The sequence below is a fragment of the Luteolibacter algae genome (genome assembly GCF_042683045.1).
GTDB classification, from domain to species: Bacteria; Verrucomicrobiota; Verrucomicrobiia; order Verrucomicrobiales; family Akkermansiaceae; genus Luteolibacter; species Luteolibacter algae.
Genome location: NZ_JBHUIT010000017.1, coordinates 202,114 through 228,486, shown reverse-complemented (window position 1 = coordinate 228,486; position 26,373 = coordinate 202,114). Strand labels below are relative to the sequence as shown.

At 51.5% G+C, this 26,373-nt stretch carries 29 protein-coding genes; 9 read left to right on the top strand and 20 right to left on the bottom strand.

Going from position 1 to position 26,373, the window contains the following annotated elements; all coding sequences use genetic code 11:
- Positions 1-84 precede the first annotated feature (84 nt).
- The 8 genes from ACFSSA_RS10240 to metK form a co-directional block, all read right to left on the bottom strand.
- Positions 85-1,251, bottom strand: a complete 1,167-nt coding sequence (locus tag ACFSSA_RS10240) for a BaiN/RdsA family NAD(P)/FAD-dependent oxidoreductase (protein WP_386820351.1) — start codon at positions 1,249-1,251, stop codon at positions 85-87.
- Positions 1,252-1,266: 15 nt separating this feature from the next.
- Entirely contained in the window at positions 1,267-2,238 is a 972-nt protein-coding gene (locus tag ACFSSA_RS10235) for a KpsF/GutQ family sugar-phosphate isomerase (protein ID WP_386820350.1), read from the bottom strand.
- Between the two features lie 27 nt (positions 2,239-2,265).
- Positions 2,266-4,026: an alpha-amylase family glycosyl hydrolase gene (locus ACFSSA_RS10230; RefSeq protein ID WP_386820349.1), complete on the bottom strand. Its 1,761-nt coding sequence runs from the start codon at positions 4,024-4,026 to the stop codon at positions 2,266-2,268.
- A gap of 76 nt (positions 4,027-4,102) precedes the next feature.
- Entirely contained in the window at positions 4,103-4,372 is a 270-nt protein-coding gene (locus ACFSSA_RS10225; RefSeq protein ID WP_386820348.1) for a hypothetical protein, read from the bottom strand.
- 54 nt (positions 4,373-4,426) lie between these two features.
- On the bottom strand, positions 4,427-4,897 hold the full coding sequence (locus tag ACFSSA_RS10220) for an RES family NAD+ phosphorylase (protein WP_386820347.1): 471 nt from the start codon (positions 4,895-4,897) through the stop codon (positions 4,427-4,429).
- On the bottom strand, positions 4,898-5,359 hold the full coding sequence (gene parS / locus ACFSSA_RS10215) for a type II RES/Xre toxin-antitoxin system antitoxin (protein WP_386820346.1): 462 nt from the start codon (positions 5,357-5,359) through the stop codon (positions 4,898-4,900).
- Positions 5,360-5,468: 109 nt separating this feature from the next.
- Positions 5,469-6,881: an adenosylhomocysteinase gene (ahcY, locus tag ACFSSA_RS10210; protein WP_386820345.1), complete on the bottom strand. Its 1,413-nt coding sequence runs from the start codon at positions 6,879-6,881 to the stop codon at positions 5,469-5,471.
- Between the two features lie 31 nt (positions 6,882-6,912).
- Complete coding sequence (metK, locus tag ACFSSA_RS10205; RefSeq protein ID WP_386820344.1) at positions 6,913-8,127, bottom strand: methionine adenosyltransferase; 1,215 nt, start codon at positions 8,125-8,127, stop codon at positions 6,913-6,915.
- 56 nt (positions 8,128-8,183) lie between these two features.
- Between metK and ACFSSA_RS10200 the strand changes: the two genes are divergently transcribed.
- The 4 genes from ACFSSA_RS10200 (at position 8,184) to ACFSSA_RS10185 (ending at position 11,886) form a co-directional block, all read left to right on the top strand.
- A complete protein-coding gene (locus ACFSSA_RS10200) occupies positions 8,184-9,098 on the top strand; it encodes an ArsR/SmtB family transcription factor (RefSeq protein ID WP_386820343.1) in 915 nt (304 codons plus the stop codon).
- Between the two features lie 106 nt (positions 9,099-9,204).
- A complete protein-coding gene (locus ACFSSA_RS10195) occupies positions 9,205-10,668 on the top strand; it encodes a S1C family serine protease (RefSeq protein ID WP_386820342.1) in 1,464 nt (487 codons plus the stop codon).
- Positions 10,669-10,701: 33 nt separating this feature from the next.
- Positions 10,702-11,136, top strand: coding sequence for a 2-amino-4-hydroxy-6-hydroxymethyldihydropteridine diphosphokinase (gene folK, locus ACFSSA_RS10190; protein ID WP_386820341.1), 435 nt, complete (start codon positions 10,702-10,704; stop codon positions 11,134-11,136).
- 54 nt (positions 11,137-11,190) lie between these two features.
- Positions 11,191-11,886, top strand: coding sequence for an SDR family NAD(P)-dependent oxidoreductase (locus ACFSSA_RS10185; RefSeq protein WP_386820340.1), 696 nt, complete (start codon positions 11,191-11,193; stop codon positions 11,884-11,886).
- Here ACFSSA_RS10185 and ACFSSA_RS10180 read toward each other — a convergent pair.
- The 6 genes from ACFSSA_RS10180 to ACFSSA_RS10155 form a co-directional block, all read right to left on the bottom strand.
- Positions 11,873-12,454: a DUF1802 family protein gene (locus ACFSSA_RS10180; protein ID WP_386820339.1), complete on the bottom strand. Its 582-nt coding sequence runs from the start codon at positions 12,452-12,454 to the stop codon at positions 11,873-11,875. The two genes, ACFSSA_RS10185 and ACFSSA_RS10180, sit on opposite strands and share 14 nt — an antisense overlap.
- Positions 12,455-12,517: 63 nt before the next feature.
- Positions 12,518-12,745 (bottom strand): hypothetical protein, encoded by a 228-nt coding sequence (locus ACFSSA_RS10175; RefSeq protein WP_386820338.1) that lies wholly within the window; start codon positions 12,743-12,745, stop codon positions 12,518-12,520.
- A 99-nt stretch (positions 12,746-12,844) separates the two neighbouring features.
- Positions 12,845-13,108 carry a 30S ribosomal protein S20 gene (gene rpsT, locus ACFSSA_RS10170; RefSeq protein ID WP_386820337.1) on the bottom strand — a complete coding sequence of 88 codons (264 nt, stop codon included), beginning with the start codon at positions 13,106-13,108 and terminating at the stop codon, positions 12,845-12,847.
- Positions 13,109-13,228: 120 nt separating this feature from the next.
- Complete coding sequence (locus ACFSSA_RS10165; protein ID WP_386820336.1) at positions 13,229-13,822, bottom strand: L,D-transpeptidase family protein; 594 nt, start codon at positions 13,820-13,822, stop codon at positions 13,229-13,231.
- 2 nt (positions 13,823-13,824) lie between these two features.
- Positions 13,825-15,339: a cellulose synthase family protein gene (locus ACFSSA_RS10160; protein WP_386820335.1), complete on the bottom strand. Its 1,515-nt coding sequence runs from the start codon at positions 15,337-15,339 to the stop codon at positions 13,825-13,827.
- Positions 15,340-15,565: 226 nt separating this feature from the next.
- Positions 15,566-16,264 (bottom strand): phosphatase PAP2 family protein, encoded by a 699-nt coding sequence (locus ACFSSA_RS10155; RefSeq protein WP_386820334.1) that lies wholly within the window; start codon positions 16,262-16,264, stop codon positions 15,566-15,568.
- 120 nt (positions 16,265-16,384) lie between these two features.
- Here ACFSSA_RS10155 and ACFSSA_RS10150 point away from each other — a divergent pair, with 120 nt between their 5' ends.
- The 4 genes from ACFSSA_RS10150 to ACFSSA_RS10135 all read left to right on the top strand — a co-directional run bounded on the left by ACFSSA_RS10150 (position 16,385) and on the right by ACFSSA_RS10135 (position 19,601).
- The gene (locus ACFSSA_RS10150; protein WP_386820333.1) at positions 16,385-16,900 is read left to right on the top strand and encodes a gamma carbonic anhydrase family protein; all 516 of its coding nucleotides are present in this window, start codon (positions 16,385-16,387) and stop codon (positions 16,898-16,900) included.
- 52 nt (positions 16,901-16,952) lie between these two features.
- Positions 16,953-17,423, top strand: coding sequence for a bifunctional nuclease family protein (locus tag ACFSSA_RS10145; RefSeq protein WP_386820332.1), 471 nt, complete (start codon positions 16,953-16,955; stop codon positions 17,421-17,423).
- Between the two features lie 55 nt (positions 17,424-17,478).
- Positions 17,479-18,687 carry a M29 family metallopeptidase gene (locus ACFSSA_RS10140; protein ID WP_386820331.1) on the top strand — a complete coding sequence of 403 codons (1,209 nt, stop codon included), beginning with the start codon at positions 17,479-17,481 and terminating at the stop codon, positions 18,685-18,687.
- 95 nt (positions 18,688-18,782) lie between these two features.
- Positions 18,783-19,601: a hypothetical protein gene (locus tag ACFSSA_RS10135; RefSeq protein WP_386820330.1), complete on the top strand. Its 819-nt coding sequence runs from the start codon at positions 18,783-18,785 to the stop codon at positions 19,599-19,601.
- On the opposite strand, the gene ACFSSA_RS10130 is transcribed toward ACFSSA_RS10135, so the two are convergent.
- From ACFSSA_RS10130 to ACFSSA_RS10105, 6 genes are all read right to left on the bottom strand, one after another.
- Positions 19,588-20,406 carry a metal ABC transporter permease gene (locus tag ACFSSA_RS10130; RefSeq protein WP_386820329.1) on the bottom strand — a complete coding sequence of 273 codons (819 nt, stop codon included), beginning with the start codon at positions 20,404-20,406 and terminating at the stop codon, positions 19,588-19,590. The two genes, ACFSSA_RS10135 and ACFSSA_RS10130, sit on opposite strands and share 14 nt — an antisense overlap.
- 32 nt (positions 20,407-20,438) lie before the next feature.
- A complete protein-coding gene (locus ACFSSA_RS10125; protein ID WP_386820328.1) occupies positions 20,439-21,329 on the bottom strand; it encodes a metal ABC transporter permease in 891 nt (296 codons plus the stop codon).
- Positions 21,322-22,236 carry a metal ABC transporter ATP-binding protein gene (locus ACFSSA_RS10120; RefSeq protein WP_386820327.1) on the bottom strand — a complete coding sequence of 305 codons (915 nt, stop codon included), beginning with the start codon at positions 22,234-22,236 and terminating at the stop codon, positions 21,322-21,324. The genes ACFSSA_RS10125 and ACFSSA_RS10120 overlap by 8 nt, the downstream gene beginning before the upstream one ends.
- Positions 22,233-23,171 carry a metal ABC transporter substrate-binding protein gene (locus tag ACFSSA_RS10115; RefSeq protein WP_386820449.1) on the bottom strand — a complete coding sequence of 313 codons (939 nt, stop codon included), beginning with the start codon at positions 23,169-23,171 and terminating at the stop codon, positions 22,233-22,235. Before ACFSSA_RS10115 ends, ACFSSA_RS10120 begins: the two co-directional genes overlap by 4 nt.
- A gap of 72 nt (positions 23,172-23,243) precedes the next feature.
- Positions 23,244-23,996 carry a transporter gene (locus tag ACFSSA_RS10110; RefSeq protein WP_386820326.1) on the bottom strand — a complete coding sequence of 251 codons (753 nt, stop codon included), beginning with the start codon at positions 23,994-23,996 and terminating at the stop codon, positions 23,244-23,246.
- A gap of 104 nt (positions 23,997-24,100) precedes the next feature.
- Entirely contained in the window at positions 24,101-25,063 is a 963-nt protein-coding gene (locus ACFSSA_RS10105) for a DMT family transporter (protein ID WP_386820325.1), read from the bottom strand.
- 85 nt (positions 25,064-25,148) lie between these two features.
- Between ACFSSA_RS10105 and ACFSSA_RS10100 the strand changes: the two genes are divergently transcribed.
- Complete coding sequence (locus tag ACFSSA_RS10100; protein ID WP_386820324.1) at positions 25,149-26,348, top strand: DEAD/DEAH box helicase; 1,200 nt, start codon at positions 25,149-25,151, stop codon at positions 26,346-26,348.
- Positions 26,349-26,373: the final 25 nt, after the last annotated feature.

Here is a 26,373-nt window from a genome sequence, read left to right as displayed (position 1 = left end):
GATGTTCTGAGAACTACGTGATTCACCTCATTGTAGGAAGTGAAATTTTGAAGAGCTCAAATCCGGTAAATGCCCACCAGAAGATTACGCCACATAAGCTGCCGCTTCCCTGCCTGCCCGTGTGCCTGTCGCAAACGCCGCCTGTAACAGATACCCGCCCGTTGGCGCATCCCAATCGATCATTTCACCGCAGAGGAAGACTCCTGGAATTCCGACAAGCATCAGTTTCTCATCCAGCTCATCCCAGCGGACTCCTCCCGCGGAGGAAATCGCCTCTGCGATTGGGCGTGGGCAGTTGAGAGGAATTTCGCAATGCTTCGTCTCCATCGCCAGTTCCACACCATTTCGATAAGACTTGCGGGAAAGTATCGCAGCGGCGGGTTCGCTCAGTTTCCAGAGTTTGGAAGCTCTCCTAAACAGATTTCCCTTTCCATAATCCAACTTTGCAACCAGCTGCTCGACGGAAAAAGTCGGTTTGAAATCGATATTTATTGCCGGACGGGACATCGCCCGAAGCTGCTGCCCCAGAGCGTAGATCGTCCCTCCCTCCAGGCCATAACGGGTTACCAGCAACTCACCTGAAAGACTTTTTCCTCCAGCGGAGACACAGATATTCTTAATCGGCAAGCCCTCTGCCGCAGTGAGAATTTCCGGGGTCCAGTCACATTCCCAGCCACAATTCGATGCCGCCAGATCGGTGCAACCAATATTCATTTTGCTGAAACTCTCAACCCAGGCTCCGTCCGATCCTGTCTTGGGCCATGAGGCACCTCCCATTGCAAAAACAATCGCCTTGGCCTGGACGCTTGGTTGATCCTGGAAGTTCAAGATCATTCCTCTTTCGAGAGAACACCACAGATGGCGCGGACGGATATCAACACCGAGCTCTTTCAACCTGCCCAACCAAGCACGTAGCAGTGGCGCGCCTTTCAACGATCTTGGATAAATCCTACCACTGCTCGCTTGAAACGTCTCTTGTCCGAGCGAATGTGCCCATTCACGCAGAGCTTGGGGATCAAAGTCCCGGAGCAATTCCTCCCATAATGCACCACCGCAATAGCGAGTTGTGAATTGATCGAAGTTTTCCCCGTGAGTGAGATTCAATCCCCCCTTCCCAGCGACAAGAAATTTTCTTCCAACCGACGGCTTCCCATCAAAAACCACTACCTTACGCCCCGCACTTGCCGCTACTTCCGCAGCTCTCAAACCCGCCGGACCACCGCCAATAATGGCCACTTCGATCTGCTCCATAATGATGAAAAGATGTCAGACGAGTTTCAAGCGAGCGAGATCCTGGGCGTCGATAAGCCCCACCGGTTTTCCCTCGGCATTGACCACGACAATATCATCGATACGCTTCTCGCCGACTTGTTTCACAGCTTCCACCGCAAGCGAGTCCTCCGTGAGGGAAATTGGATTTCTTGTCATCAGATCGCAGATTGCCGCCCCACCGATGGCCGGGTCTTTCTCATAGCCACGGGCGAAATCTCCATGGGTAAAGATCCCCGCCAGCTTCCCGCTTTCGTCCAGAATCAGGCAAGCTCCGGATCGGGTCCGGTTCATCTGACCCACAGCGTCCAGAACGCGGGCACTGAGCGGCACGGTCGGCATTTTTTCCTCACGGCGCATTACATCGCCCACCTTCAACAGCAGCGCCCGGCCCAACGAGCCACCCGGGTGATATCGTGCAAAATCACTCTCGGTAAATCCCCGCGCCTCCAGCAATACCATCGCCACCGCGTCTCCCATTACGAGCATGGCGGTAGATGAAGAAGTCGGCGCCAAATTCAATGGGCAGGCCTCACGCATGACGGAGGTATCAAGCGTGATATCCGCCGCACGGGATAAAGAAGAATTTCGTTTCCCACAAAGCGCGATTACCTTCACGTCAAAGCTGCGCAGAAACGGCAATAGTTCCAGTAATTCCTGGGTCTCCCCGGAATAGGACAATGCAAGAATCACATCCCCATCGCTCAGCAGTCCAAGATCCCCATGGAGTGCGTTCTGCGAGTTCAGGACTACGGCGGTAGCTCCGGTGGAATTAAGGGTAGCAGCAATTTTGTGCCCGACATTGCCGGACTTTCCCACTCCGACAATCACCACCTTTCCACGATTCTCCATTGAGGTCTGGATTAGCTGAACAGCCTCCGCAAAGCTGACATCCACGCGATCGGCCATATCCCGCAGGCTATCGGCTTCCATCGCGATAACAGCCCGTGCTTTTGCTACAAAATCCATGACGGCCAGTTCAACCTGTGTGGGCAATCATTTCAACTCGTAATAGCGAACGGAAAATGGCTCCAAATTTCCCACATGCAGGCCGCACTCTATCAACCGATCAATTGATTCAGACAAAGCCGGAGCTCCCTCAAGCATCTCGGTAAAAGAGATCTCTTTCAGGTGCCTTCTACCGATGAATTCCAGCGCGTTCTCAGGGAAATCAATAACCACATCATCCAACCGCGCCGATGGATGAAAATTGGCCATGCAAAGGAAACATTGCCCGGAGGCTGGATCGGTCCGTAAAAAGCTGTAGAGCCAGTGTCCGGAAACCTCTTCCCCAGCTAGGCGGCCGTAACGGTGGTTGCCCTTATTGGCATGGTTCAATCCATAAAATTCCCCATGTTCGAATGCTGGTTCTTTGAGAATTTCCAGCAATCTGCCATACCATGCGCGCAGAGATTTTTGCCTGTCCGACAGACGGCCCCCGTCATATTTTCCCCCGTTAACCCATTTCTGGAATTCTGGCATCGAGGTATAGTCAAAAATCGAAGTGCGCCCATCGTCACCGCAAAAACCTTCCGCACCGATTGCCGGCTCACCGATTTCCTGGCCGTGATAGAGCATTAGATTCGCGCGACTTATGCCAAACATCACCCCCGTGGCAGGTCTTCCAGCATCCATTCCCGCCCCTCCCCACTGCTTTGGATTGGCAATCCGGACTTCATCGTGATTTTCCAGATAACGCACGCAGCGGTGGAAGCGCTCGCCGCACATGGTTAATGGATCAATGTCATTCGCCCATTTGCCGTTTTCATAAATTCCCTGAAGAATCTTATAGGTCGGATGCTCGTAGGCACCATCAAATCCGGATTCCACCAGTTCCTGGAGGACATCGCCATCGGTAAGTTTATCCGGATCATTGTCATAGGCCTCCGCCATGAAAAAGACATCTTCATCGCGCGAGCGGGCACGCTTTACCAGCCACTGCCAAAATTCCATTGGCACGATGTGAGCCATGTCCACCCGGAAACCATCGACTCCCATTCTCTGCCAATGCTCGAGAATTCCATCCATCGTCGCCCAAGTGCGGGGAACCTCCGAGAGATCTGCATCCGGATCGGGCAAGTGTTGCGTTGCCCGGCCAGTGGTAAAGTCGTGCCCGTAATTTAATTTCACCGTTTCATACCAATCATTGATCGATGGCTGCCATGTGATTGCATTATTTCCGGTAACTCTCCCAAATTCCGTTTCCTGCTCAAACAGTCCGCTACAGCCACTCATCTCCCTCGTGGGCAGCCGCAGGGGAGGTCCCCCGCCCGGACTATTCTCATCCAAATAATAGAAATGATTGTCCCGATCAAAAAAGACATTCCGATTATCGCCCTGTCCGAATGAGAGCTTCGGATAAACATCCGACCGATAACTACGCGCCACATGGTTTGGCACGAAATCGATGAGAACCTTGAAACCATGGTTATGACAGCGATCCAAAAGCTGTTGGAATTCCTTCAAACGGCACTCGGGATCCTCCGCATAGTCCGGACAAACATCGAAATAATCCTTGATCGCGTAGGGACTCCCCGCTTTGCCCTTCAGAATATCCGGGGGATCCGCCGGAATTCCCGGATAGCTGGTTCCACACGCCTGTTCTATCACGCCGGTCAGCCAGATATGGGTAAAACCCATTTTGGAAATAGATTCGAGCGCGTTGTCATCGATATCTTTGAACTTTCCACAACCATTTTCCTCAATATTGCCGCTTGGGATTCGATGGGGATTTTTATTGCCGAAAGTTCGCACCATCAGCTGATAAATCAGTGCTCTTTTCTTCTCGCCTCTCATTTTTCCACTCTGTCACGGATTTCGCATCCCGCCACCATCATTTCCTCTCCTCGCGAATCACAGATAGGGCATCGTATAGCGCGAACAACATCAACCCCAGCGCCAGAATCGCGCAAATTCCCCACCAGATCAGAAAACGCACTACTGAAGCATCCAACCAGGAATCGATCACCCACAAGCCGGAAACCATCCACGCAAGAGTCAGTATCAACCACCGTGCCAGCCACTTCCGACGCATGCTGCGATCATGCAGAATTGCCTTTGCCAGATTTTTACTGCTTTCCCAATCCGATTGCTTCCCGCTCATTGCCGTATGTCACAGAATCTTTGCCGCTCTCCAAGCTGAAATAAATTTCGATGACTAGTGATCCCCATACGAAAGTCGCGAATCAAATAGGAATTTCCGAGGCTTGGAAATCTTTAGAGAGGACATCTTTTCCACATTCGGATTCAGCAATAATGCGTATTCCTCACGAATGATCGAACTGGGTAGGCGAATTGCCAGATTGAACCGACCCGATAGCCAATCCCCACCAAATTTTCGGGCGGAAGGAGATGATGGCTGAAGCGACCAACCTCTTGGCAGATCGTCCGGATCCACATTATCGATCAGTTTCTCCGGCACTTCCACCTCGATGATCGACCAGTCCAATAAGAGAGATTGCGGCGAGGCGTGAACGACAATCTCCAGTGCGGCCAGAGCACGGGACTCGGCCAAATAAACCGCAGGCATCCCCGGAGGATTCCATCGGCCGCCATACAGCCGCGCGCCTTCCCCGCTCATTGCCGTTCCAACCCATTGGCTCTGGCAAATTCTATAAAACAAGGGCATTTAAGAGAAAACTCCGTGTTCGATACGTCCAAGCAATGCCTCTACTTCGCGTGCACCGATCTCGGTATCGGCGTAATCAAGCGGACATTCTCCGTGAAAAGCGAAAGCAGGCTCTCTGAGCCAACGCCCTGCGGCTTCATTTCCACCCAAGACATTGACAGCGCGTGCGAATAGCCGCGCATATCTAACCAAACGGTCCGATTCCGCACGGTCCAAATGCCCGCTTTTCTTCCGACGATGAAGTGTGGCGCGGGACATACCGAGGAGAGCGGCAAGACGCTCTTCCGTGAGCTCAAGCATCTGCCTAAGCGTCTGAAATTCATCGAAATCCAAGCCATCTCTTACACGGCTCACTAGATACACCGCCTCCGGCTCATTGAATATTCCACAACCGGATTCTGCGTTTTGCGGATGCCCAATTCCCTTTTTCAGGGCATCGTCATGCTCAGCTTTGTATTTCATATGGAACATATTATCACAACATTTGAAACATCAAAGATCTTTTCAAAAAATAAGCCATCCGGGAGGCGTTCCGGATGGCTTGGAAGAGGGTAAACTTACCAACGATTCCTTAGTAGCGGTAATGATCCGCCTTGTAAGGGCCTTCTACGGTAATTCCAATGTAATCGGCTTGTTCCTTAGTCAATTTGGTGAGTTTTGCGCCAATTTTCTCAAGGTGCAGACGTGCAACCTCTTCATCGAGATGCTTTGGCAACACTTTGACCTCACCGGCCTTGTAGCTATCCTTATTCTGCCAGAGATCAATCTGTGCCAGGGTTTGGTTCGTAAAGCTATTGGACATCACGAATGAAGGATGTCCGGTTCCACAGCCCAGGTTTACCAATCGGCCTTCGGCGAGCATATAGATGCTGTTTCCGGCCGGGAAGGTGTATTTGTCCACCTGTGGCTTGATGTTGAGGCGGGTCACACCAGGAGCTTTGTTGAGCTTATCCATCTGAATCTCATTGTCGAAATGCCCGATGTTACAAACGATCGCTTGATCCTTCATCTTTTCCATGTGCTCCAGACGGATGATGTCTTTGTTACCAGTCGTCGTGACATAGATATCACCCCATCCAAGCGTATCCTCAATCGGAAGAACCCGGAAACCCTCCATTGCGGCCTGGAGAGCACAGATCGGGTCGATCTCGGTGACAACCACCTGGGCACCCGCGCCACGGAGGGCTTGGGCACAGCCTTTTCCAACATCTCCATATCCGCAGACTACGCCGACCTTTCCGGATATCATCACATCTGTCGCCCGTTTGATGCCGTCGAGAAGTGACTCGCGGCAGCCATAGAGGTTATCAAATTTTGATTTGGTAACGGAGTCGTTCACATTGATCGCAGGAACCAGCAAGGTGCCTGCTTTTGCCATCTGGTAGAGGCGGTGGACGCCAGTGGTGGTTTCCTCTGAAACGCCTTTCCAGTCCTTCACGATCGTATGGAAGATACCCGGTTGCTTGACCTTGATGTCTTTGAGCAAATCCTTGATGACCTGCTCTTCTTCGCTTTCGCCCGGGCTGTCGATCCAATTGGAGCCATTCTCCATTTCATACCCTTTATGGATAAGTAGTGTGGCATCGCCACCATCGTCCACGATGAGCTGGGGACCGAGACCGTCCTTGTTGACAAGCGCCTGCCAAGTGCACCACCAATATTCCTCGAGGGTCTCACCCTTCCAGGCAAAAACGGGAATCTCACGGGCCGCGATTGCTGCCGCAGCGTGATCCTGGGTGGAGAAGATATTGCAGGAAACCCACCGGATATCCGCGCCAAGATCGGCGAGCGTCTCAATGAGAACCGCTGTTTGAATGGTCATGTGCAGAGAGCCCATAATGCGCACGCCTTCGAGCGGCTTGCTCTTGCCGTATTTTTCGCGCGTGGCCATCAGGCCTGGCATCTCGTGCTCCGCGATGTCGATTTCCTTGCGTCCGAATTCTGCGAGGCCGATGTCTCTTATTTTGTAGTCGGTAAAGCTCATGATATTTTTTGTTAGGTATGGTAGATAAAAATCAGCTGATCGCTTTCTTCAGTGCTTCAGCTTTGTCGGTTTTTTCCCACGTGATATCGGAGTCTTCCTTGCCGAAGTGTCCGTAGTTTGTGGTTTTGGAGTAGATCGGTCGCAGTAAGTCCAGTTGCTGGATGATATCCGCAGGATTGAACGAAAACACCTTGAGAACAGCTCCAAGGATTTTCGAGTCTTCGACCGTGCCTGTGCCGAAAGTATCGACATGAACGCTGACAGGCTCGGGGTGGCCGATTGCGTAGGCAAACTGCACTTCGCACTTTTCCGCGAGACCTGCGGCGACAACATTTTTTGCTACCCAACGGCCCATGTATGCCGCCGAGCGATCCACCTTCGAAGGGTCCTTTCCGGAAAAAGCACCGCCTCCGTGGCGTCCGCTTCCGCCATAGGTATCGACAATGATTTTACGTCCCGTAAGGCCACTATCACCTTGTGGCCCGCCGATGACAAATTTTCCGGTAGGGTTGATCAAAAACTCAGTCTGGGAAGTGAGCATCTCTTGCGGCAGGACCTGCTTGATCACTTGTTCAATGCAGAAAGTTTCAATTTCAGCATGGGTGACACCTTCCGTATGCTGGGTGGAGATCACAACGTTTATGATCCGGGTAGGCCGCCCGTCCACATACTCGACGGAGACCTGGGTTTTCGCATCCGGGCGCAACCACGGTGCCAGTTTTCCCTCTTTGCGAATTCGCGTTAACTCCCGGCCCAGACGATGCGCAAACATGATCGGAGCAGGCATCAGCTCCGGCGTTTCGTTGCATGCGTATCCAAACATGATCCCCTGGTCACCCGCACCTTGCTTATCGGTCTTTTTGCCCTCTGCGGCTTCCGCATCGACTCCCTGTGCGATGTCGGGACTCTGGATCGTAAGGTAATTATTGATGAAAATTGAGTCTGCATGGAAGACATCATCATTGTTCGTATAGCCGATCCCGCGCACGGCATCCCGAATAATTTTGCCAATATTCAGAACCTCGTCGATTGGCTTGGTGGTGCCGGTCTTCTTATCTTGTAACTTCGGAATCGTGATCTCGCCTCCGATTACAACAACATTGCTTTTGACGAACGTTTCGCAAGCTACGCGGCTGGATGGATCGACTGCAAGACATGCGTCGAGGATGGCATCGGAGATTGTATCCGAGACCTTGTCCGGATGGCCCTCACCAACCGATTCTGAGGAAAATATGAATGTGCTCATGTGTTTTGAATTTTTCGTATCGTCAAATCGTGATTTGTTGATGTAACATTCCACACATGCAGTCAATCATCAAATCCCTGAAACTCATTTCGGATCCCACCCGCCTGAGGATCCTGATGCTGCTGAGTCAGGATGCGTTGTCTGTAGCTGAATTGCAGGAAATTCTCGGAATGGGTCAAAGCCGCATTTCCACCCAGCTTTCTCAGCTAAAGACCGCGGGCTTGGTCAATGACGAGCGGAGCGGGAAAAACAATGTCTACTCGGGCTCTTTACCGGAAAGACTTGCCGGTATCGCGTCCCAGGCTGCCGAGGAAATTCCAGAAGTCAGCGCGGATCGCATTGCGCTCAACCATATTCTCCAAAAGCGGAAGGATTATGCCCGGGCCTACTTCGATGAATTGGCCGGGCGGTTTGGTAAGGATTATGTGCCGGGTCGTTCGTGGAAAGCACTGGCAGAGGCATTGATAAAATCAATGAACTACCGTCATGTGGCGGATCTCGGCGCTGGCGAGGGCACACTCTCACAATTACTCGCCCAGCGTGCGGAAAAGGTAATCGCTATCGATCTCTCGCCAAAAATGGTCGAGTATGCCCAGAAAATTGCCATCGCCAACGGTCTGCATAATCTCGAATTTCGGTTGGGTGACATTGAGGAACCTCCCATTCAGGAGAAGAGTATGGATCTGGCAATACTCAGCCAAGCCCTCCACCATGCGGAAAATCCGCAGCGCGCTCTGGATTCCGCATATCGCATACTACGCCCCGGAGGCAGATTGATTGTCCTGGATCTACTGCTGCACAATTTTTCCGAGGCCAGAGAGCTCTATGCGGACCGATGGCTTGGATTTTCCGAAAGCCACCTGGCTGTGATGCTGGAAAAGTCTGGCTTCTCGCAGATCGAAACGCTCATTGCCGACAAGGAGGAAGAGCATCCCAGATTTCAGACCCTTCTCGCAATTGGCACTTGTTGAGAACAAACGACCATCGTTCCTACTCCCCGGTCCCATCAAAAGATCGTGGGAATCCAAAGAGTTCTCCTTTGCCATTTTTCCAAGCTTACCTAAACTCCTCCCCAACATGACTCGCCGCGCCCTCGCTCTGGTATTTTCCATTATCACGTTACTCGTCGTTCCCGGGCTTGCTCAGAACGGCTCGTCCAAACTTTACAGGTCGGTTCTACGCATCGAAGTCGCTACCCAAACGCCGGATTATGAAACTCCTTGGAATAGCGGCCGCTTCGGCGGAGGAATAGGCACCGGCTTTCTCATCGGCAAGAACCAGATTTTGACCAATGCCCACGTGGTTTCAAACCAACAGCGGATTCTCATTACCGTTCACGGCAGTCCGGAAAAATATCCTGCCAAGGTCGAATATATCGCCCATGATTGTGATTTGGCACTGCTTTCACTTGAAGATTTCAGCGATTTCGAGGATTTCCCTGTTTTCCCGATTGGAGAAATCCCGCTGCTGGAATCTCAAGTCACTGTAATTGGGTATCCGGTGGGCGGGGACAGACTATCTGTGACAAAGGGCATCGTCTCCCGTATCGATTTCCAGCCATACTCCCACAGCCGCGCGGATTCCCACCTCGTTGTCCAAATTGATGCGGCGATCAATCCGGGAAATTCCGGTGGTCCGGTCCTGCAGGATGGAAAAGTGGTAGGAGTCGCTTTCCAAGGCCTTCGCCAAGCAGACAATACCGGTTATATCATCCCCACGCCTGTTGTGAAACGCTTCATCAAAGACATCTCCGATGGCTCTTACGATCACTACGCGGAACTGGGAATCAATGAGTTTCCATTGCATAATCCGGCGATGCGTAAGGCCTTGGGGTTGGAGGACAACGGCCAAGGAGTTCTAATTACAAATGTTGTCCCTACAACATCGGCGGACGGAGTGCTTCAGCCGGGCGATGTCCTGATTTCGCTTGATGGGAATCCCGTTGATAGCGATGGCCAGGTTCTCGTCGATGGCGAGAAAGTGAATCTCAACGAAATTGTCGAGCGCAAGTATGCCGGAGACAAAGTCGCCATCCGGTTCTTGAGAAACGGGTCGTGGAATGATGTGGAAGTTACCCTGAAGCCCCTCCCCGCCTCCCGTATGTATGCGGTTCAATACGAGAAAAAGCCCCGCTACGTTGTTTTTGCGGGCCTGGTATTTCAACCGCTGGATACCAATCTTTTCGCCACATCCAAGTTCAAGGATGTGACGGTCCGCAGGCTATTTACCGACTATGTTTCAAAAGGGATCTTTCAGGAGAAAAAGGACATCGTCATACTCACCCAGATCGAACCAGATCCCGTCACCTCCCAAATCGATAACTTCACGGGTCTGGCGGTAGAAAAAATCAATGGTATCCCAGTTACGGATCTCCAGCAGGCACACGAACTACTTTATACTGAGAATCCACCAGAGTTTCATATTATCGAGCTCTATGGCGCCAATCGTCCCGTGATTATCCCTTCAGCGAAAGTGGATGAAGCCAATCAGCGTGTGCAAAGAAACTACGGTATTTCCAGTCTTTCCAATCTGGAAGACTAAGATCTATCTTATCAATTCGGGATCAGAATTCACATGCCTCGCGTTGCTCTAGCACTTGGCTCCAATCTTGGAAACCGCCATGCCAATATCGCGGCCGCCATTGAAGAGCTGCGGAAAGTCTCGTCTGCCGGTGAACCATTCTTGGAAGCGTCTCTCCACGATACACCCCCGCAGAACTGTCCTCCCAATTCGCCACGATTTCTGAACACAGTTATCGAACTCCACTATCCGGGAAACGATCCGCTTGAATTACTGGATATCACCCAGACAATCGAGATCAAGCTCGGGCGGCAGCCAAATCCGGTTCGGAACGCTCCCCGGGTGATTGATATCGATTTGCTTACCTTTGGAAGTATCAAGCTGAATCATCCGCGTTTGATCCTGCCCCATCCTAGAATCAAGGAGCGACCGTTCGTCACGATTCCTCTCTCGGAGATTAGCGCCCGGGCGGCCGCTCAGATCTCGTGAGAATAGTTTACGAAAAGGAAGTTGCAGGTCGGGCCCAGCCCCTCATCTTCTGAGATGCAAAAAACTTTTCTAATCGTCGGGGGAAATTCGGGAATCGGCCTTGAGACGGTAAAGCTGCTGAAAAGCACAGGCCATCACGTGATCGCCGCATCACGCTCCACAAATCAGCTCGAATTACTTGGCATCCCGATTCAGCCATTTGATGCGGAACATTCAGGTTCATTGGAACTGCCCGAGCGTCTGGATGGTTTGGTCTACTTTCCTGGCACGATTACGCTGAAGCCTTTCCATCGGCTCACTGACAAAGATTTTCTGTCTGATTTCCAGATAAATTGCTTGGGAGCTATCTGTGCGATACGCCAAGCTCTGCCGTCTCTGAAACAGTCGGCGAGCGCTTCCATCGTCACATTCTCCAGCGTGGCTGCGGCTCAAGGAATGCCATTCCACGCTTCAATTGCGACCGCAAAATCCGCGGTTGAAGGACTCACAAAGTCTTTGGCCGCAGAGCTCGCTCCGAAAATCCGGGTCAATGCCATTGCACCTTCACTTACCGACACCCCACTGGCGTCCGGACTGTTGGGAACAGAAGAAAAGCTTAGCTCCGCGTCAAAACGGCATCCCCTTCAAAGAATTGGAACCCCACATGATATAGCCACTCTTGTAGCTTTTCTACTGTCTGACGAGGCTGCCTTTATCTCCGGACAAATACTCCGGCCGGATGGAGGCCTATCCTCAATCAAGACATTCTAAAGTCACGTCCGGCGATCATTGAGATCTCAGCCGCGATTTCCGCGAAAGCATCAGCTTTTACCACTGGCACGGCGTCTGAAAGCGTTGGCCCCTCCTCCGCAGGAATTTCCACCCAAGAGCGGCAACCGCCGAACTTTTTCTCGTAGTGAAGCTCAAGAGGCTCTCCGAGAGCGTATACCCGCACCAGCGCTAGATGAATACTTCCAGTGCTCATCCCCTTGCCTTCCCAATCGAATCGTTCTTTCAGGGTCTGTTCCGTGTAAATATGGTAGGGGAAAAGATCCTCGACCTGGTTCCAATCCGTAAGCGTCACCGCATATTCCGCCTTCGCGAAATGAGTGATCTCAAAGACATCCCCCACCTGCCATTCCCGCTCGGGAGTAAATTCGCCTTCACGCACTTGATCCAGTTGCGCGTGAAATTTTGTAGGAAAGAGAAAGAACCGGTCGTGCGCAAAGGCGAAACCTTCGCGACCTTCGTGAATTCCACCCTTGCGTAGAAGGATCGTCTGACGCCCGGTGGATAGAGCATCACAAACTACCCGCCATTCTTTAAATGCAATAGACATGGCCTAAGATGGTCCAGACAGGCTCAGCGAATCAAGGGCTACCGCTTGGATCATCGAAAATGCTTAACCAAGATCTTCCGCAGTCACCGAGCGTTGTTCACGATTTCCTAAAATCACCGCCTGGTTTACAACGCTGTCTGGCGTTTCATCGAACCGGAAGCTATGACAGTTCGGGCAAATCGCCGTCGATCTACCGACAATGGAATCACAACCTTCGCAAACTTTGTAGTTTTGCGGAGCAGCAGCAATTTTTGCGGCCGTTTCTGCACGATTTGGAGTGGGATTCTGCATAATGTTACACAAAAAAAGCGGCACCGGCGTGCCGGTCCGCTTAATTTATAAAAATTTCGCTAAACTTGAACCGACTAAATATGACCGGTTCGTTTGAAACTAGGCAATCGCTGCGATTGCTTTTGCGGTTTTGCTCTTAAGGTTAGCCGCCTTGTTTGGATGGATAAGGTTACGCTTGGCTGCCTTATCAACAACGGAAGCGAACTCGGAGCTAGCCTTAGCGGCATCCTCTTTATTGCCAGCTTCGATTGCTGCTAGAGTCTTCTTACGGAGAGTTTTCATCCGGCTTTTCTCAGCGCGGTTACGCTCGGTGCGGGTTGCTGTCTGGCGGTTGCGCTTAATTGCGGATTTGGTGTTGGCCATGATTTTAAAGAAATATTGAAATAAGAAGTTGTTTGTGCCGTGGCAGGGGGCGGGAAATTAGTAGCTATCCTACTGGATTGTCAAGCTGATGTGCAAAAATCTTGCTCTTTTATCCGTTACCTAGCGGAACGCCGTGTAATTTCGTTGCTTCGTGGTGCTTTTGAGTGATCCGCGGATCACATACACCTCCGCTCCAGTGCCCACCCGGTTGTAGAGATCCACCACATCGGTGGTTCCCATTCGGATGCAGCCATATGAGGCCGGAGTTCCCAAGCGATTCACTTCGGGAGTTCCGTGAATATAAATAAATCTCCGGAATGCATTCTTATTGTTGGATTCCGTGCCAGTCAGCCACAAGATCCGGCTCACAATCGGATCCCTGCCCGGAGCATTTGGTTTTAACACCTCCCCCGTTGGCTGGCGGCTTTTGAAAACGGCACCGGCAGGCTCTCCACCTCCGATTTTTTTAGCCACTTTCATACGACCCAGAGGAGTGCGGTTGGAATTGGGGATATCACCGACTCCGAATTTGGAAGTGGAAACCGGATAAGATTTTACAGGCTTCCCATCCCGGACAAGAAGAAGTTTCTGATCGCGCACACTGACGATCATTTTGTTCCGCTCATCCATGCGGGACGAGCCACAGCTGGCAAATGTCAGCGGGAGAATTAAACCGATTAAAGGGAGAAGTAGGCGTGTAATACCTCTTTTCATTATTATTGGGAATCTGATGAGTTCGCGGCTGGCGTTTTGGTGAGATCAGGACGGGACAAGGTAGGCAGCATTCGTGCCATAGACGAGATAGAGGTATAGTAAAAACCTACAGGGAATGGAAGCAAAAGAATTGCCGAAGACCAACGCCCTTGCATCGCGGCCTCAACCACCACGAAGAGGAAAAAGCAGCCAAATAGAAATTCTACAAACGGAGTAAGAGTTTTGATCGCCTTATAGCTACTCTTCTTCCAGTCCGAGTTCTTTTGCTCGATCCCATATTTGGGAGTGCGGATGAAAGCCGTCTGATGATTAAACAGTGCTTCTAGAACAGCCTTGGCATTGGTGATCGACATTCCGATTCCCAAGGCCAGTAGAAGCGGCAGATATGGAATTTCCTTCCACCAGGTATTCGGGCGGAGCGCCTTCTGAGAGGTCAGGTAAAAGAGAATCACAGATACGGAAGCAAAGAAGAAAATCGGTATATTGATGATGTAATAGGTAAGTTTTCCGAAATCAGGTTGTGCGTGCTGGTTTGGATAAATCAGGAAACAAAGACAGATCAGGAGCAGGTATGCGAAGTTTGAGGTCAAATGGGCAGTTGCTTCCATTTTCACGAAAAGCGGCACCTTGCTCTTCCAGATTGCAGGAAGCACCTTTTTACAGACTTGGATAGAACCTTTGGTCCAACGGTGTTGTTGGCTCTTGAAGCCGTCCATATCGACTGGAAGCTCAGCGGGAGTCTCAACGTCATTGAGGAAAATGAAGCGCCAGCCTTTGAGCTGTGCACGATAGCTCAAATCCATGTCTTCCGTAAGCGTGTCATGCTCCCAGCCACCTGCATCCGCGATGCAGGATTTCCGCCAAATACCGGCGGTGCCATTGAAGGTGAAGAAGCGGCCGGAACGGTTCCGGGCTGTCTGCTCAAGCTCGAGATGTCCATCAAGGAACATTGCCTGGATACGGGTGAGAACATTAAATGTCCTGTTCAAGTGCCCCCAGCGGGTTTGGATCATTCCGATTTTGTCATCGGAAAAATAATGAATGGTTTTCTTTAGAACGTCGGAGTTAGGCACGAAATCTGCATCCAGGATGAAAAGATACTCACCTTTTGCAAACTGTGTTCCATTTTCAAGTGCGCCCGCTTTATAACCTGTCCGGTCTGTGCGATGGATGTGTTCCGCATCAAAGCCCTGTTCCACTAATCTGGCAATACCTTCACGGCAAATTTGCACAGTATCATCAGTAGAATCATCCAGGAGCTGAATCTGAAGCTTATCTTGCGGATAATCGATTTTTGCCACCGAGTCCAGAAGACGATCCACCACGTGCATCTCGTTGAATACAGGCAGCTGAATGGTAACCAGAGGCAGTTCCTCGAAATTCTGCAGGGGAACAGGCTTTTTGCTGACATGCTTCAAGTATAGGAAAATGATGGTCAGACGGTGTGAACCGTAGCCCGCAAGTCCGATCAGGACAGTGATGTAGGCGACATACCAGAGAGGAGAAGTGATATCCATATTGCTTGAGAGGTAAGGAAAAGCTAAGTTTAGAAAGTGATCTTAGTAGAAAAGAGGTCAGAAGCAGCTCTCCAGCGAGAGCGGGAATTTTTAATCGGTGTGAGCAACTCACAAACCTGGAGACCAATCATCTGATCGATCCGGGCGGACATCATCAAACCAAGATCGGCTTGTCAAGCAACTAAGCAGTCCTCTCTGGATACTTTACCGAGCTTTTACAAAAAGATCACTTAGCGTCGATCCGCCTGGCAAGCATCCAAAAAAGCAAAGCCCAGGCGCCGCCAAGAATCCACCCCCCGGCAACATCGGTCGGCCAATGAACGCCGAGATATACGCGACTAATTCCCACGAGGAAGGTCAGCAACATGGTGATACAAACGATAAAAATCCGGACCCGCTTTTTTGGCTGGGTCCTGGCAATGAGAATCCCAAGCGTCAAATACACCACGGCGGACATCATTGAATGACCACTAGGAAAGCTAGGATTGGAAACCCATGCCCCGTGCTCGACCAAGGACGGACGCGGGCGGTTGTAGCCATGCTTTATAATAGCCGTGATCACACTTCCGGTAAGCACAGATGCCAGCCCGAACCATGCCAGTTTCCTCTTCCCCGAAAAGACGGTTAACCCGAAGGCCGTGAGGGTGACGATTGAAAGAATGGTTACCCCGCCCATCGCAGTCAAATCCCGGGCCATCTCCTCCACTTTCGGGGAACCTATCGGATCCGATGTGTCTCCCGGCGTGCGCATACTCAATAGAATGTATTCGTCTATCCGGTCGGTTTCCTTTTCCCGGATCTCGCTGGCTATTTCCAAAAATCCGCCAATGGCGCACAAGACGATAATTGCCAACAATAATCCAAGAGGATTCTTTTTGAGATATTCCACCCAGGCCATTGGGTTTTTCACTAAATTCCACTTCATAAAATTGTGACGGCAAGTTTATCACATATCAGGGCTCTGTCGGCTCATTTGGATAGATTTGCATAGAAAATCGCTTATCGCTCGCCACAAAGTTTCACCTTTGCTTCTGTCTTCTCTGGCATGGCTGTTGAATCCTACGAAAACTATTCCCCCGAGATCCATCCTACTGCGTTTCTCGCAAAAAGCGCGGACATCATCGGCCGTGTAAAAATCGAAGAGCAGGCGAGCATCTGGTATAATTCCACTCTCCGGGGGGATATCAATGAAATCTCTGTTGGCGCCCAGTCAAACATTCAGGATAATGTCGTGGTGCATCTTTCGGATGATTATGGGTGCCACATCGGTCGGCTCGTTACGGTAGGTCATTCAGCCATCCTGCATGCATGCACCATCGAAGACGAAGTTCTCATCGGAATGGGCGCGATCGTCCTCGACGGAGCCGTCATTGGCTCGAGATCCATCGTCGGTGCCGGCTCACTCGTCACTGGTGGAACGATCATCCCCCCGGGGTCTCTGGTTTTCGGCTCACCTGCAAAGGTTGTTCGCCAGCTTTCGGAGGAGGAGCAGGAAAATGTCCGGAGTTGGGCAGTGAAATATGTGAAACAATCCCGCAAATTCATTGCCCGCGAAGCTTGAAACCCGAGCCCGCCCACCAAAATCATTAAGCCGCCAACACAAGTTTTTATCTATGCCTGATCCTGTCCGAGTAGAAATCATTGCCCTCCTCCCCACCCAGGCTGGCTGCGCCGTATTCCTCGGTAACGGCGACAAGGTGATGCTGTTTTACATAGATCCAGCGATAGGGATGGCGATCAACACCGTAATGAGCGGCCAGCAGATGCCCAGACCTCTCACCCACGATCTCTATATGCTGACCCTGCAGGCTTTCGGCTCAAAAGTTACCAGGGTTCTCATTAATGCCGTCGATGGCGATGTCTATTATGCAAGGCTGTTCCTGACTGCGGAAAATGAAATCATGGAACGCAAATTTATTGAAATTGATGCCCGACCTTCGGATTGCCTAGCCATTGCCACCCGAGCAGAAGCACCGATTTTCGTAGCCAAGGATGTCTGGGACGCGGCGGAGGACCGAAGCCAAATACTCGAGGAAATGCAGAACGAGCAAGATCCCGATGATGATCTCAAGCTGGAGGAGTAATTTTCATAAAATCCCCTCTTGCGGTGTATCCCTAAGGTTCTAGCTTAATACTATTATGGCTAGCACCGCCTCCCCTAAATTGCCGGATTACCTCTCTCCTGAGATCCTTCTCAATCCTGAAAAACGCGAATTTCCCAAGTTTGATGTGGTTCGCCTCCTTCACACCGTTTTCGAGCCTACCAAAAACTGCAAGGTCTGTATCCTGCTCGATTTCGATGAACCTGCCGGACATATCAAGGACTTTGCATTTTTAAACGAGGAAGGCTTTCCCATCCAGAAAAACGCATACAATTATTTTTATCTACCGCTTCAGAACGGAGCGATGGAAAAGCTCGGGATGACCGGTGGCGAGGTATTCGCGTATCGTTACACCCGTGGCTCCAATCTTGATCTTGCGGATGAGGTCTGGGACACCTCCGGGAATCTACTTTCCCTGGATAAAGACATTTATCCTCATTATGATTTGATTCTTTGCATCTCAACCTGGTCCGCCACGGCCCCACTCACCGCCAAGAGCAAGGAACATGGTTTTCGTGGAGCCACATTGCATGGGCTCAATGATGTGATCCTGAATTCCGGATTATCCGTCGATTACCGGGAGGTATCGCGCGATGCGGAGAAGATCCGGTTGGCTCTTACAAATGCTGATCGCATCGAAATCGATTTCGAGCTGGAAGATGGTCGCGTCCTCACCGCCACTCTCGGCCTGGATAAGCAAGACGCCCAGAAATCCCATGGTCTGTGCCTGGGCGAAAAGCCGGATATCGCGAATCTCCCGGCGGGCGAGGTCTATTTCGTGCCTACCGATGCCAATGGGCAATTTCCGATGAAATATGAAGATGGAACTCTAGGCGTTCTGGATGTGAAGGACCGCTGTATCTACCGTTCCACGCTTATAGAAGGGAACCAGCAAACCATTGACGACCATAATGCCCGCCTGGCGGACGATCCCATGACTGGCACCCTGGGAGAGCTAGGTTTCGGAACCCAGGTTCTCCCTGTTTCATACGCGGATATTCAGGACGAAAAAGTCCTCGGCACCTGTCATTTGGCTACCGGACGTGACGATCATCTTGGCGGAGATATTCTGCCCGACATGTTCAAAAAACATGAAAATGCCACACATGATGATATTCTTTTCGCACCCCATAAAACGCCAAATTTCAATCTCAGCCAAGTTCGCATGATCCGCGGGGATCAACACGAAGTGCTAATCAATGACTTCCGGCCATCCCAATATCTGATGGATGCGCTGGCCAAATGATTTTCAGGTAAAAATATCTGGAATTTTCTCTCATCAACCCTCACACGGAGTCCGAACCTCCCCCATCAAACCCTGACTAATAATTACTACTACCTATGCGTGAAACCTTAATCGTTATCGGCCTCTTTGTATTGGCCATGGCGTTGAGATCCTCCCGCAAGAACATCATCCGGAAACTGGGTGCCTTCGCCTTCCTTTTTGCCACATTCTTTTTTTTCTTCTACCTCAGTGACAGCGTTATTGTCGGATTGATGGGAGCTTGCCTGTGGTTTTTTCTGCCTTGGATCGAGCTCCTCACCCACGTTCGGCGTCTGCGGATGCCGCTCAACAATCGTCTCCGGCATCGTGAGCTGCCCAATCCCTCATTCTTCCCCAACGCTATCGAAGCAGCCACTGGCATGGAGGAAGCAGGCTTCGAGCATGTTTCGGACTGCGGCTGGGAATGGTCTGGTATGCAACAACATTTCCGCCTTTTCTGGAACCCCGAGGAACGGGCGATTGCTTCCGTATGTCTGTGTGAGCAGGATAAAGTAGCCTTTGCCTTTGTCTCAGTCACTTCCACGGATGCCGCAGGCAATATCTGGAGAACAACCAATTTCCCCTTCGCTCCCACCCTCCGCTGCTCGCCTGGACTAAAATGGAACCATGTTCCCTGCGAAAAATCCTGCTTTCACCAAATACTCAAGGATCATCAGGCGTTCTTGGTCCGGATGAAAATCGGCACAGACGATCTGCTTATTCCCGATCCGGAGGCGATGGAAGAGGACATCGAGAACGAAATGCGCAAGCAGGTGGATCACAATCTACGCTCGGGCATTATTCATCTTACCGATGACGGACATTTCCGGTATTCAAAACGCGGGCTGTTTTTTCTCTGGGGCCAGTTTATCAAAGATATGATCAGGCTTTGCTGATCTTAATTTTTGCGGCAAAACGCCTGCCGATGATCCCATACTTGGGCGCAAACAGAAGCGAGAGCGCGAACAGAAGCGCCTGCACCAAAACAATGCAGCCACCTGTCGAGGCAGCGAAATGATAGCTTAGAAAAATTCCGGAGATCGTCGCCAAAACCGCGGAAACTGTTGAAATCAGGAGCATTTTATCAAAACGATCGGTCCACAAGTGAGCCACACAGCCAGGGGTGACAAGCATTGCCACAACCAGGATTATCCCCACGGACTGCAGAGAGACCACGATTGCAAGCGAAAGCAGGCATAATAACAGATAATTGAGGAATTTATCGGGCAATGCCATGACACGTGCCTGCCCCGGATCAAAACAGATCAATAACAGATCCCTACGCAGAAGAAGGGTGATCAGCAAAACTCCGAGCCCCAGTCCGATCGTTTGGACCACCTGCGATTTCGGGATTCCTAGAATATTGCCAATCAAGATATGATCGAGGTGCAAATCGGAGGGAGTTCTACTGAAAAGCACCAAGCCGAAGGCGAACAGTCCGGTGAAAACCACCCCCATTGCGGTATCCTCTTTGATCCTACTGTTTCGTTTCACGAATCCTGTGCTAAGCGCACAGAAAAGCCCTGCACCAAAAGCGCCGAGCAGAAGAGGAATGCCGGCTATATATGCGAGGACGATCCCCGGAAGCACGGCGTGTGAGATGGCATCTCCCATCAATGACCAGCCTTTCAGCACCAGAAAACAAGAAAGCACCGCACACATCGCCGCGACCACGCAGCCCACCAGCAGCGCGTTCTGCATGAAAGCATATCGAAAAGGTTCTAAGAGTTCTGTCATTTCGACGGACCGGCTGAAGTTTCCTTGGACAACATTTTTTTCCGAGTGGCCAGGCGCACGGCGACAACGCCCTGCTTCGGTGCAAAAAAGAAAGCGCACAAAAAGACGAAGGTTTGTAGCGAAACAATGCATCCGCCAGTGGCACCGTTCAGATAATAGCTTGCGTAAGCACCTACGAGGGAAGTCACAACTCCCAGCCCGGACGACAGCCAAAGCATCGTCCCGAAGCGATTGGTTAATAGATAGGCGGTCGCTCCCGGGGTGACGAGCATCGCAATCACAAGAATCGCACCAACTGCTTGCAGCGCGGCCACCGCCGTGGCAGCCAGGAGACCCAATAAGGTAATGTGCAGCATTCTTGCATTGAGGCCCAACGTCCGGGCTTGATTGGGATCAAAGCAGAACAGCATGAGATCGCGCCATTTCATCCCCAGAACAAGCAACGTTACCAAACTGATCCCCACTACTTGCAGAATATCAAAGCCCGCGATACCCAGAATATTTCCATACAGGATAACCTTGAGATCCACCCTTGCCGGGAAGAGAGAGATCAGCACCAGCCCTAGTGCGAAATAGGCGGTGAAGACGATGCCTATTGTTGCGTCCTCACGGATACGGCTCTGGCTTTTGATGAAAACCATCGTTCCCGCCGCGAGCAAACCTGCGATGAAAGCCCCCAGAACGAATGGAATCCCGGCGATGTAGGCGAGAGCCACCCCGGGCACAACAGCATGGGAAAGTGCATCTCCCATCAGCGACCAACCTTTTAAAGTCACGAAAGAGGAGAGAAAGCCGCACACCCCGCCCACAAGAGCACTTACGAGAACCGCCCGCAGCATATACTCGTATTGAAACGGGATGATGAGATGTTCGATCAGCTCATTCATGTTCTTCGGAGCGTTTGCGGAGCAACTCCTCATGCTGCCCACGGTCCATATATTCCAGATGCCCGTCTTTGCCGAAGACCAAAGGCCGCTCATCATCGCTCATCACACGGACCATGCGTCCATCATGATCCTGAATGGTCGACTGCTCGAACTGAAATTCCCGTAAAGCACCTCCGAACGCGAGCGCGAGATTCTGAGCGGTGAATACGTCCTCGGTTTTTCCATAGTCCAGGACCGTCCTGTTGATCAGAACCACCTGATCGCAGAATTCCGGCACACTCCCAAGATTGTGAGTGGAAACAAAAATGATGCATCCTGACTCGCGTAACTCGCGGAGAAGGGTCGTGATCGATTGCTCGGTTTTCACATCCACTCCCGTAAATGGCTCATCGAGAAGAATCACTCTTCCGCCCTGCGCCAGTGCCCTGGCAAGAAAGACCCGCTTCTTTTGCCCGCCGCTGAGTTCCCCGATTTGCCGATCCCGGAAATCCCACATGGAGACCCGCTTCAGACTCTCCTCAACTTTCCGTTTATCCACGGCCCGTGGTATTCTCAGAAAATTCATCGCCCCATACCGCCCCATCATCACCACATCCCAAACACTTACCGGAAACTGCCAGTCCACATCTTCCGACTGCGGAACATAAGCGACAAGGTGCTGTTTTAGAACTTCACCGACCGGTAATTGGTTGATCCTTACCGTTCCGGCAGTCGGCTTCACAAAACCCATGATACTCTTGAAGAGCGTCGATTTACCACTGCCGTTGACTCCAACAAGCGCACAAATTGTCCCGCTATCCAAATGGAAAGAAGCATTGTGAAGCGCCTGATGCCCATTGGGATAGATGACTGAAACATTCTCCACCGTCAGGCTGGGCCCTACCTCTTGTGTTGCGATTTCTTTCATGGCTTTTCCAAAAATCCTTTTACAATTGTATCAGCATTTTTCTCGAGAAGTTTCAGGAAAGTTGGGGCTGGCCCGTCCTTTTCGGTCAGCGAGTCCACATACAATACGCCCCCGTAACGGGCCCCGGTCTCGCGGGCGACCTGTTTCGCCGGCTTGTCGCTCACAGTGCTCTCAGAGAAAATCACGGGGATATTGTTGCTTCTGACACCGTCGATCACTTTCCGAACCTGTTGCGGAATCCCTTGGGCATCCGCGTTGATCGGCCAGAGGTAAAGCTGTTTCAGCGAGTAGTTCTCACATAGATAGGAAAATGCTCCCTCACTGGATACCAGCCATCTTTGTTCCTCGGGAATCTGCGCCAAACGCTGCCTAACCGGCTCGTCGAGCGCCTTGATCTTTGCCGCGTAGGCGGTGGCATTCCTCGTGTAAACCTCCTCGTTTTCCGGATCAATTTCCACCAGCGCCTTTCGGATATTTTCCACATAAATCACTGCATTGGCAGGTGACATCCAGGCATGCGGATTCGGCTTCCCGGTATAAGGTCCCTCACTGATCCCGATCGGCTTGATCCCCTCCGTCAGCACCACACCGGGGACATCCTCCAAGTTGCTAAAAAATTTCTCAAACCAGAGCTCAAGATTCAATCCATTCCACAAAACCAAATCCGCCTTCTGTGCTTTGACGATATCCTTCGGGGTGGGTTCGTAACCATGGATTTCCGCTCCCGGTTTTGTGATCGATTCCACGATTGCCGCATCTCCGGCTACTTCCCGCGCCATATCCGCGATGATTGTGAAACTTGTCACCACAACCTTTTTCCCATGGTCATCGGTCTTCGCTCTTTCATTACAGCCCGTAACAAAGAGAGCCGCGAAAACGAGCAAGCTCGTCCCTGAACAGATCCGCCCGATACCTTTCGTGAATTTTCGTTTCATTGTGATACGCATCATTGTCATTCCTATTTTGTTCGTTTCCAATAAAATTATTAGTCGAGGCTAAATTCTTGGTCAAAATTTTACACTCACTCCTGCAAAAGGAGTGAAATCCGTGGAATCGCTCGTGAGCCCGATTCTTACACCTCCGTCGAGCTGGACGGTCTCGCTAACAGCATGTGTCAGGCCAGTGTTGAAATACGCCTCGGTGTTCACCGCTCCGCCTTCATTGGCAATTCCCACTAACTCCAGGAACATCCCCATGGTTTCGTTCAATTCGCATGCGGCTGTCGCTGACGAAAGAAAAGAAAAATGGTGTCCGCTTTCTAGCTCGTTGCCGACCAAATCGAGCTCTACCTGCACACCGTAGCTCCACCTACCAGCAGTGGAAATACCCAGAGGCAAGATCACTCCGCCTTCAAATTTCTCCGTAGTGATGCCATCGGCTCCTGTCGGCAACTGGATGAATGGCATGATCGCGAAAGCCGTGCGCCCGCTGTCATTTCCCCAGAGATTCTGTTTAAAGCGCAGTTGGATATCTCCGAAGCCATTCGCCCCATCAACAACATGCTCATACAAGGGAAGAACCAGCTGGAGATCGGAATTCCCGGTAATTCCATATTTGAAATTCAGCTCACTGAGCGCGAAGGAATCTTCCTCACCATCCATCGAGTATGAAAGAACCTCCAACTCGAACTGGAAATGCCCCTTATCCACCGTATAAGGACTTTCAGTAGCATCAGGCCGATCCGTGCTCAGTGGCCGGAGAGGGGTTTCATCTTTTGGAAATCCTACTGCTACTCCGGTCGTCATCAGCACCGTTGACATAATCTTTGATATTCTCATCGCGAAAAATTAGCCAAGGAAATCAAACTTAGTCTAGGCTAATTTTAGAAAAATAATTTTTCTACTCTCCACATTCACGAGGGGGGTTAGGTTCTTACAATCGGGACCTTTCGCCTTCCTGCCACTTGCCAGATCGCGATAAGAACCACCAATGCCCCGATCATTTCATGGGTTTCAAACCGCTCACCGAAGAAAAGATAAGCTCCGATTGCGGTAAAAACCGGCAAGGTCATCTGCAAGGATGCACCTTGGGCGATGGAAAGCCGTTGATAGGCGCTCGTCATAATCAACTGTGCGAAGGTCACAACCACTGCCCCCAACGCAAGAAATCCCCAGCCGGTCACCGGCAGTGCGGGAACCTTGGCGGCGAACGGCAACCCGATGAGAAGCGAGCAAACTGCCTGCGCTCCGTAGATCGTTGCGGGGTGTTCCTCGTGCCTGAGCTTGCGGATAATGACGACCACCCAGCCAGCTGCCAACGCACCGGCGAGTCCCAGAAGATCATATCCACCCGGCGCCAGATTCATCTTTTCGTCGCTAAGAAAGATCACCAGACCAGCAAGTGCTAAAACAAGCCACCAGCGCGTCACAACCCGCACCTTTTCTTTCAGCCAGAAAGCGGCAATCACCGTGCCGAACATCGGATAGGTCAAATTTATCACGATCGCCCGCCCGGCTCCGAGCTCAGTAATCGTAATATAGAAAGCAATGATCCCGAAGCCCCCGACCAAGCCGCGCAAGACAACCAATCGATTCACAAACATTCTCCCCGCTGAAAATCCGCGGCCCCGGCTGAAGAATACAATCAGAATGACCAAGCCTACCGCTCCACGAAACAACGTCGCCAGCCAGCCATCTGCACCGGGAGCCGCCATAGATGCAGCGCGGATGAAAAGCGTGTTCGCGGCAAACAAAACCGCTGAGGAAAGCATCCAGCCCACTCCCTTGAGATCCACCTCTTCATCCTCATCCGACATCATTTTCTCTGTCCGGCGGAAAAACCGGAGGTGCTTTTCGCCCACCGTTGGCCGAAATGCAAGATCGGCCACGCACCCAATTCCGGTCCACCGCCATCAAGACACTGCGGTATCCATCCTTGACCGCGACTCAAAGCCCACTTAAACCCAGCGCCTCATGGGATTTGACACACTAGGCCTTTCCGCACCCGTTCTCGAAGCAATCGCAGAATCCGGCTACGACACACCAACACCGATCCAGGCACAAGCCATCCCGATTATTCTGGAGGGCAAGGACGTCATTGGCGCATCTCAGACAGGCACCGGCAAGACTGCGGCCTTCGCGCTACCTTCGCTTTCCAAGATAGAAAAAATCGGAAAACCCCAGATCCTGGTGCTTGAGCCTACACGGGAGCTTGCCCATCAGGTTGCCGAGCAATTCGAAAAATACGGCAAACATACCGGCATGAAAGTCGCCCTTCTCTACGGCGGCGTAGGCTTGGGAAAACAGATCGAGCAGCTGGAAAGCGGCGTGGACATCGTGGTCGCCACCCCCGGCCGCCTTATTGATTGCTTCTACCGTGCCGCGATGCGTTTCGGCGAAATCAAAATTCTCATCCTGGATGAAGTCGACCGTATGCTAGATATGGGCTTCCTCCCACAAGTGCGCAAAATCGTCAATCTCTGCCCATGGGAAGGACGCCAGACCTTGTTCTTTTCCGCCACTATGCCGCCGGCCATCCAGACCTTCGCGCAATGGTGCTTGGTGGATCCCATCTCGATTGAGATCGCCCGGCGTGCGGTTGCATCCACCGTTTCCCATGCCTTTTATCCGGTCTCCATTGATCAGCGCGATGAGCTCCTTCTCGCCCTGCTGAAAGAGACTGACTACCACTCCGTTATGATTTTCACCCGCACCCGCCGTGAAGCGGATGAAGTAACGAATATGATCAAATCCACCGGACAGAAAAAGGTCGCGGCAATGCACTCGGACATCAATCAGACGGACCGTATGAAAGCTCTGGCCGGTTTCAAAAGTGGAGAATTCGAGATTCTTGTCGCCACCGATGTTGCCGCCCGCGGTATCGATGTTTCGGGGGTTTCCCACGTGATCAATTACCGGGTCCCGGAAAATGCGGAAGACTACGTCCACCGGATCGGTCGCACAGGGCGTGCGGAAGCTGAGGGCGATGCCTTTACCATTCTTACCGCGGATGAGCTCGATTTTGCGAAATCCGTCGAAATCTTTGTGAATCAGGAAATCGCCCGCCGCAAATTGCCGGACTTTCCTTACATTTATACCGCTCTGCTCGATGACGAGCCTTCAAAACCGATCCGGCGTAAGAAAATCGGTGGAGGACGGAAAAAGCGGAGATAACTGAACCACCGGCTCTTTTGCATCG

Bases quoted from the DNA above. Each gene is read 5' to 3' on its own strand.
- ACFSSA_RS10240 (WP_386820351.1), bottom strand. From the start codon at position 1,251: ATGGAGCAGATCGAAGTGGCCATTATTGGCGGTGGTCCGGCGGGTTTG.
- ACFSSA_RS10235 (WP_386820350.1), bottom strand. From the start codon at position 2,238: ATGGATTTTGTAGCAAAAGCACGGGCTGTTATCGCGATGGAAGCCGAT.
- ACFSSA_RS10230 (WP_386820349.1), bottom strand. From the start codon at position 4,026: ATGGTGCGAACTTTCGGCAATAAAAATCCCCATCGAATCCCAAGCGGC.
- ACFSSA_RS10225 (WP_386820348.1), bottom strand. From the start codon at position 4,372: ATGAGCGGGAAGCAATCGGATTGGGAAAGCAGTAAAAATCTGGCAAAG.
- ACFSSA_RS10220 (WP_386820347.1), bottom strand. From the start codon at position 4,897: ATGCCCTTGTTTTATAGAATTTGCCAGAGCCAATGGGTTGGAACGGCA.
- parS (WP_386820346.1), bottom strand. From the start codon at position 5,359: ATGAAATACAAAGCTGAGCATGACGATGCCCTGAAAAAGGGAATTGGG.
- ahcY (WP_386820345.1), bottom strand. From the start codon at position 6,881: ATGAGCTTTACCGACTACAAAATAAGAGACATCGGCCTCGCAGAATTC.
- metK (WP_386820344.1), bottom strand. From the start codon at position 8,127: ATGAGCACATTCATATTTTCCTCAGAATCGGTTGGTGAGGGCCATCCG.
- ACFSSA_RS10200 (WP_386820343.1), top strand. From the start codon at position 8,184: ATGCAGTCAATCATCAAATCCCTGAAACTCATTTCGGATCCCACCCGC.
- ACFSSA_RS10195 (WP_386820342.1), top strand. From the start codon at position 9,205: ATGACTCGCCGCGCCCTCGCTCTGGTATTTTCCATTATCACGTTACTC.
- folK (WP_386820341.1), top strand. From the start codon at position 10,702: ATGCCTCGCGTTGCTCTAGCACTTGGCTCCAATCTTGGAAACCGCCAT.
- ACFSSA_RS10185 (WP_386820340.1), top strand. From the start codon at position 11,191: ATGCAAAAAACTTTTCTAATCGTCGGGGGAAATTCGGGAATCGGCCTT.
- ACFSSA_RS10180 (WP_386820339.1), bottom strand. From the start codon at position 12,454: ATGTCTATTGCATTTAAAGAATGGCGGGTAGTTTGTGATGCTCTATCC.
- ACFSSA_RS10175 (WP_386820338.1), bottom strand. From the start codon at position 12,745: ATGCAGAATCCCACTCCAAATCGTGCAGAAACGGCCGCAAAAATTGCT.
- rpsT (WP_386820337.1), bottom strand. From the start codon at position 13,108: ATGGCCAACACCAAATCCGCAATTAAGCGCAACCGCCAGACAGCAACC.
- ACFSSA_RS10165 (WP_386820336.1), bottom strand. From the start codon at position 13,822: ATGAAAAGAGGTATTACACGCCTACTTCTCCCTTTAATCGGTTTAATT.
- ACFSSA_RS10160 (WP_386820335.1), bottom strand. From the start codon at position 15,339: ATGGATATCACTTCTCCTCTCTGGTATGTCGCCTACATCACTGTCCTG.
- ACFSSA_RS10155 (WP_386820334.1), bottom strand. From the start codon at position 16,264: ATGAAGTGGAATTTAGTGAAAAACCCAATGGCCTGGGTGGAATATCTC.
- ACFSSA_RS10150 (WP_386820333.1), top strand. From the start codon at position 16,385: ATGGCTGTTGAATCCTACGAAAACTATTCCCCCGAGATCCATCCTACT.
- ACFSSA_RS10145 (WP_386820332.1), top strand. From the start codon at position 16,953: ATGCCTGATCCTGTCCGAGTAGAAATCATTGCCCTCCTCCCCACCCAG.
- ACFSSA_RS10140 (WP_386820331.1), top strand. From the start codon at position 17,479: ATGGCTAGCACCGCCTCCCCTAAATTGCCGGATTACCTCTCTCCTGAG.
- ACFSSA_RS10135 (WP_386820330.1), top strand. From the start codon at position 18,783: ATGCGTGAAACCTTAATCGTTATCGGCCTCTTTGTATTGGCCATGGCG.
- ACFSSA_RS10130 (WP_386820329.1), bottom strand. From the start codon at position 20,406: ATGCAGAACGCGCTGCTGGTGGGCTGCGTGGTCGCGGCGATGTGTGCG.
- ACFSSA_RS10125 (WP_386820328.1), bottom strand. From the start codon at position 21,329: ATGAATGAGCTGATCGAACATCTCATCATCCCGTTTCAATACGAGTAT.
- ACFSSA_RS10120 (WP_386820327.1), bottom strand. From the start codon at position 22,236: ATGAAAGAAATCGCAACACAAGAGGTAGGGCCCAGCCTGACGGTGGAG.
- ACFSSA_RS10115 (WP_386820449.1), bottom strand. From the start codon at position 23,171: ATGAAACGAAAATTCACGAAAGGTATCGGGCGGATCTGTTCAGGGACG.
- ACFSSA_RS10110 (WP_386820326.1), bottom strand. From the start codon at position 23,996: ATGTCAACGGTGCTGATGACGACCGGAGTAGCAGTAGGATTTCCAAAA.
- ACFSSA_RS10100 (WP_386820324.1), top strand. From the start codon at position 25,149: ATGGGATTTGACACACTAGGCCTTTCCGCACCCGTTCTCGAAGCAATC.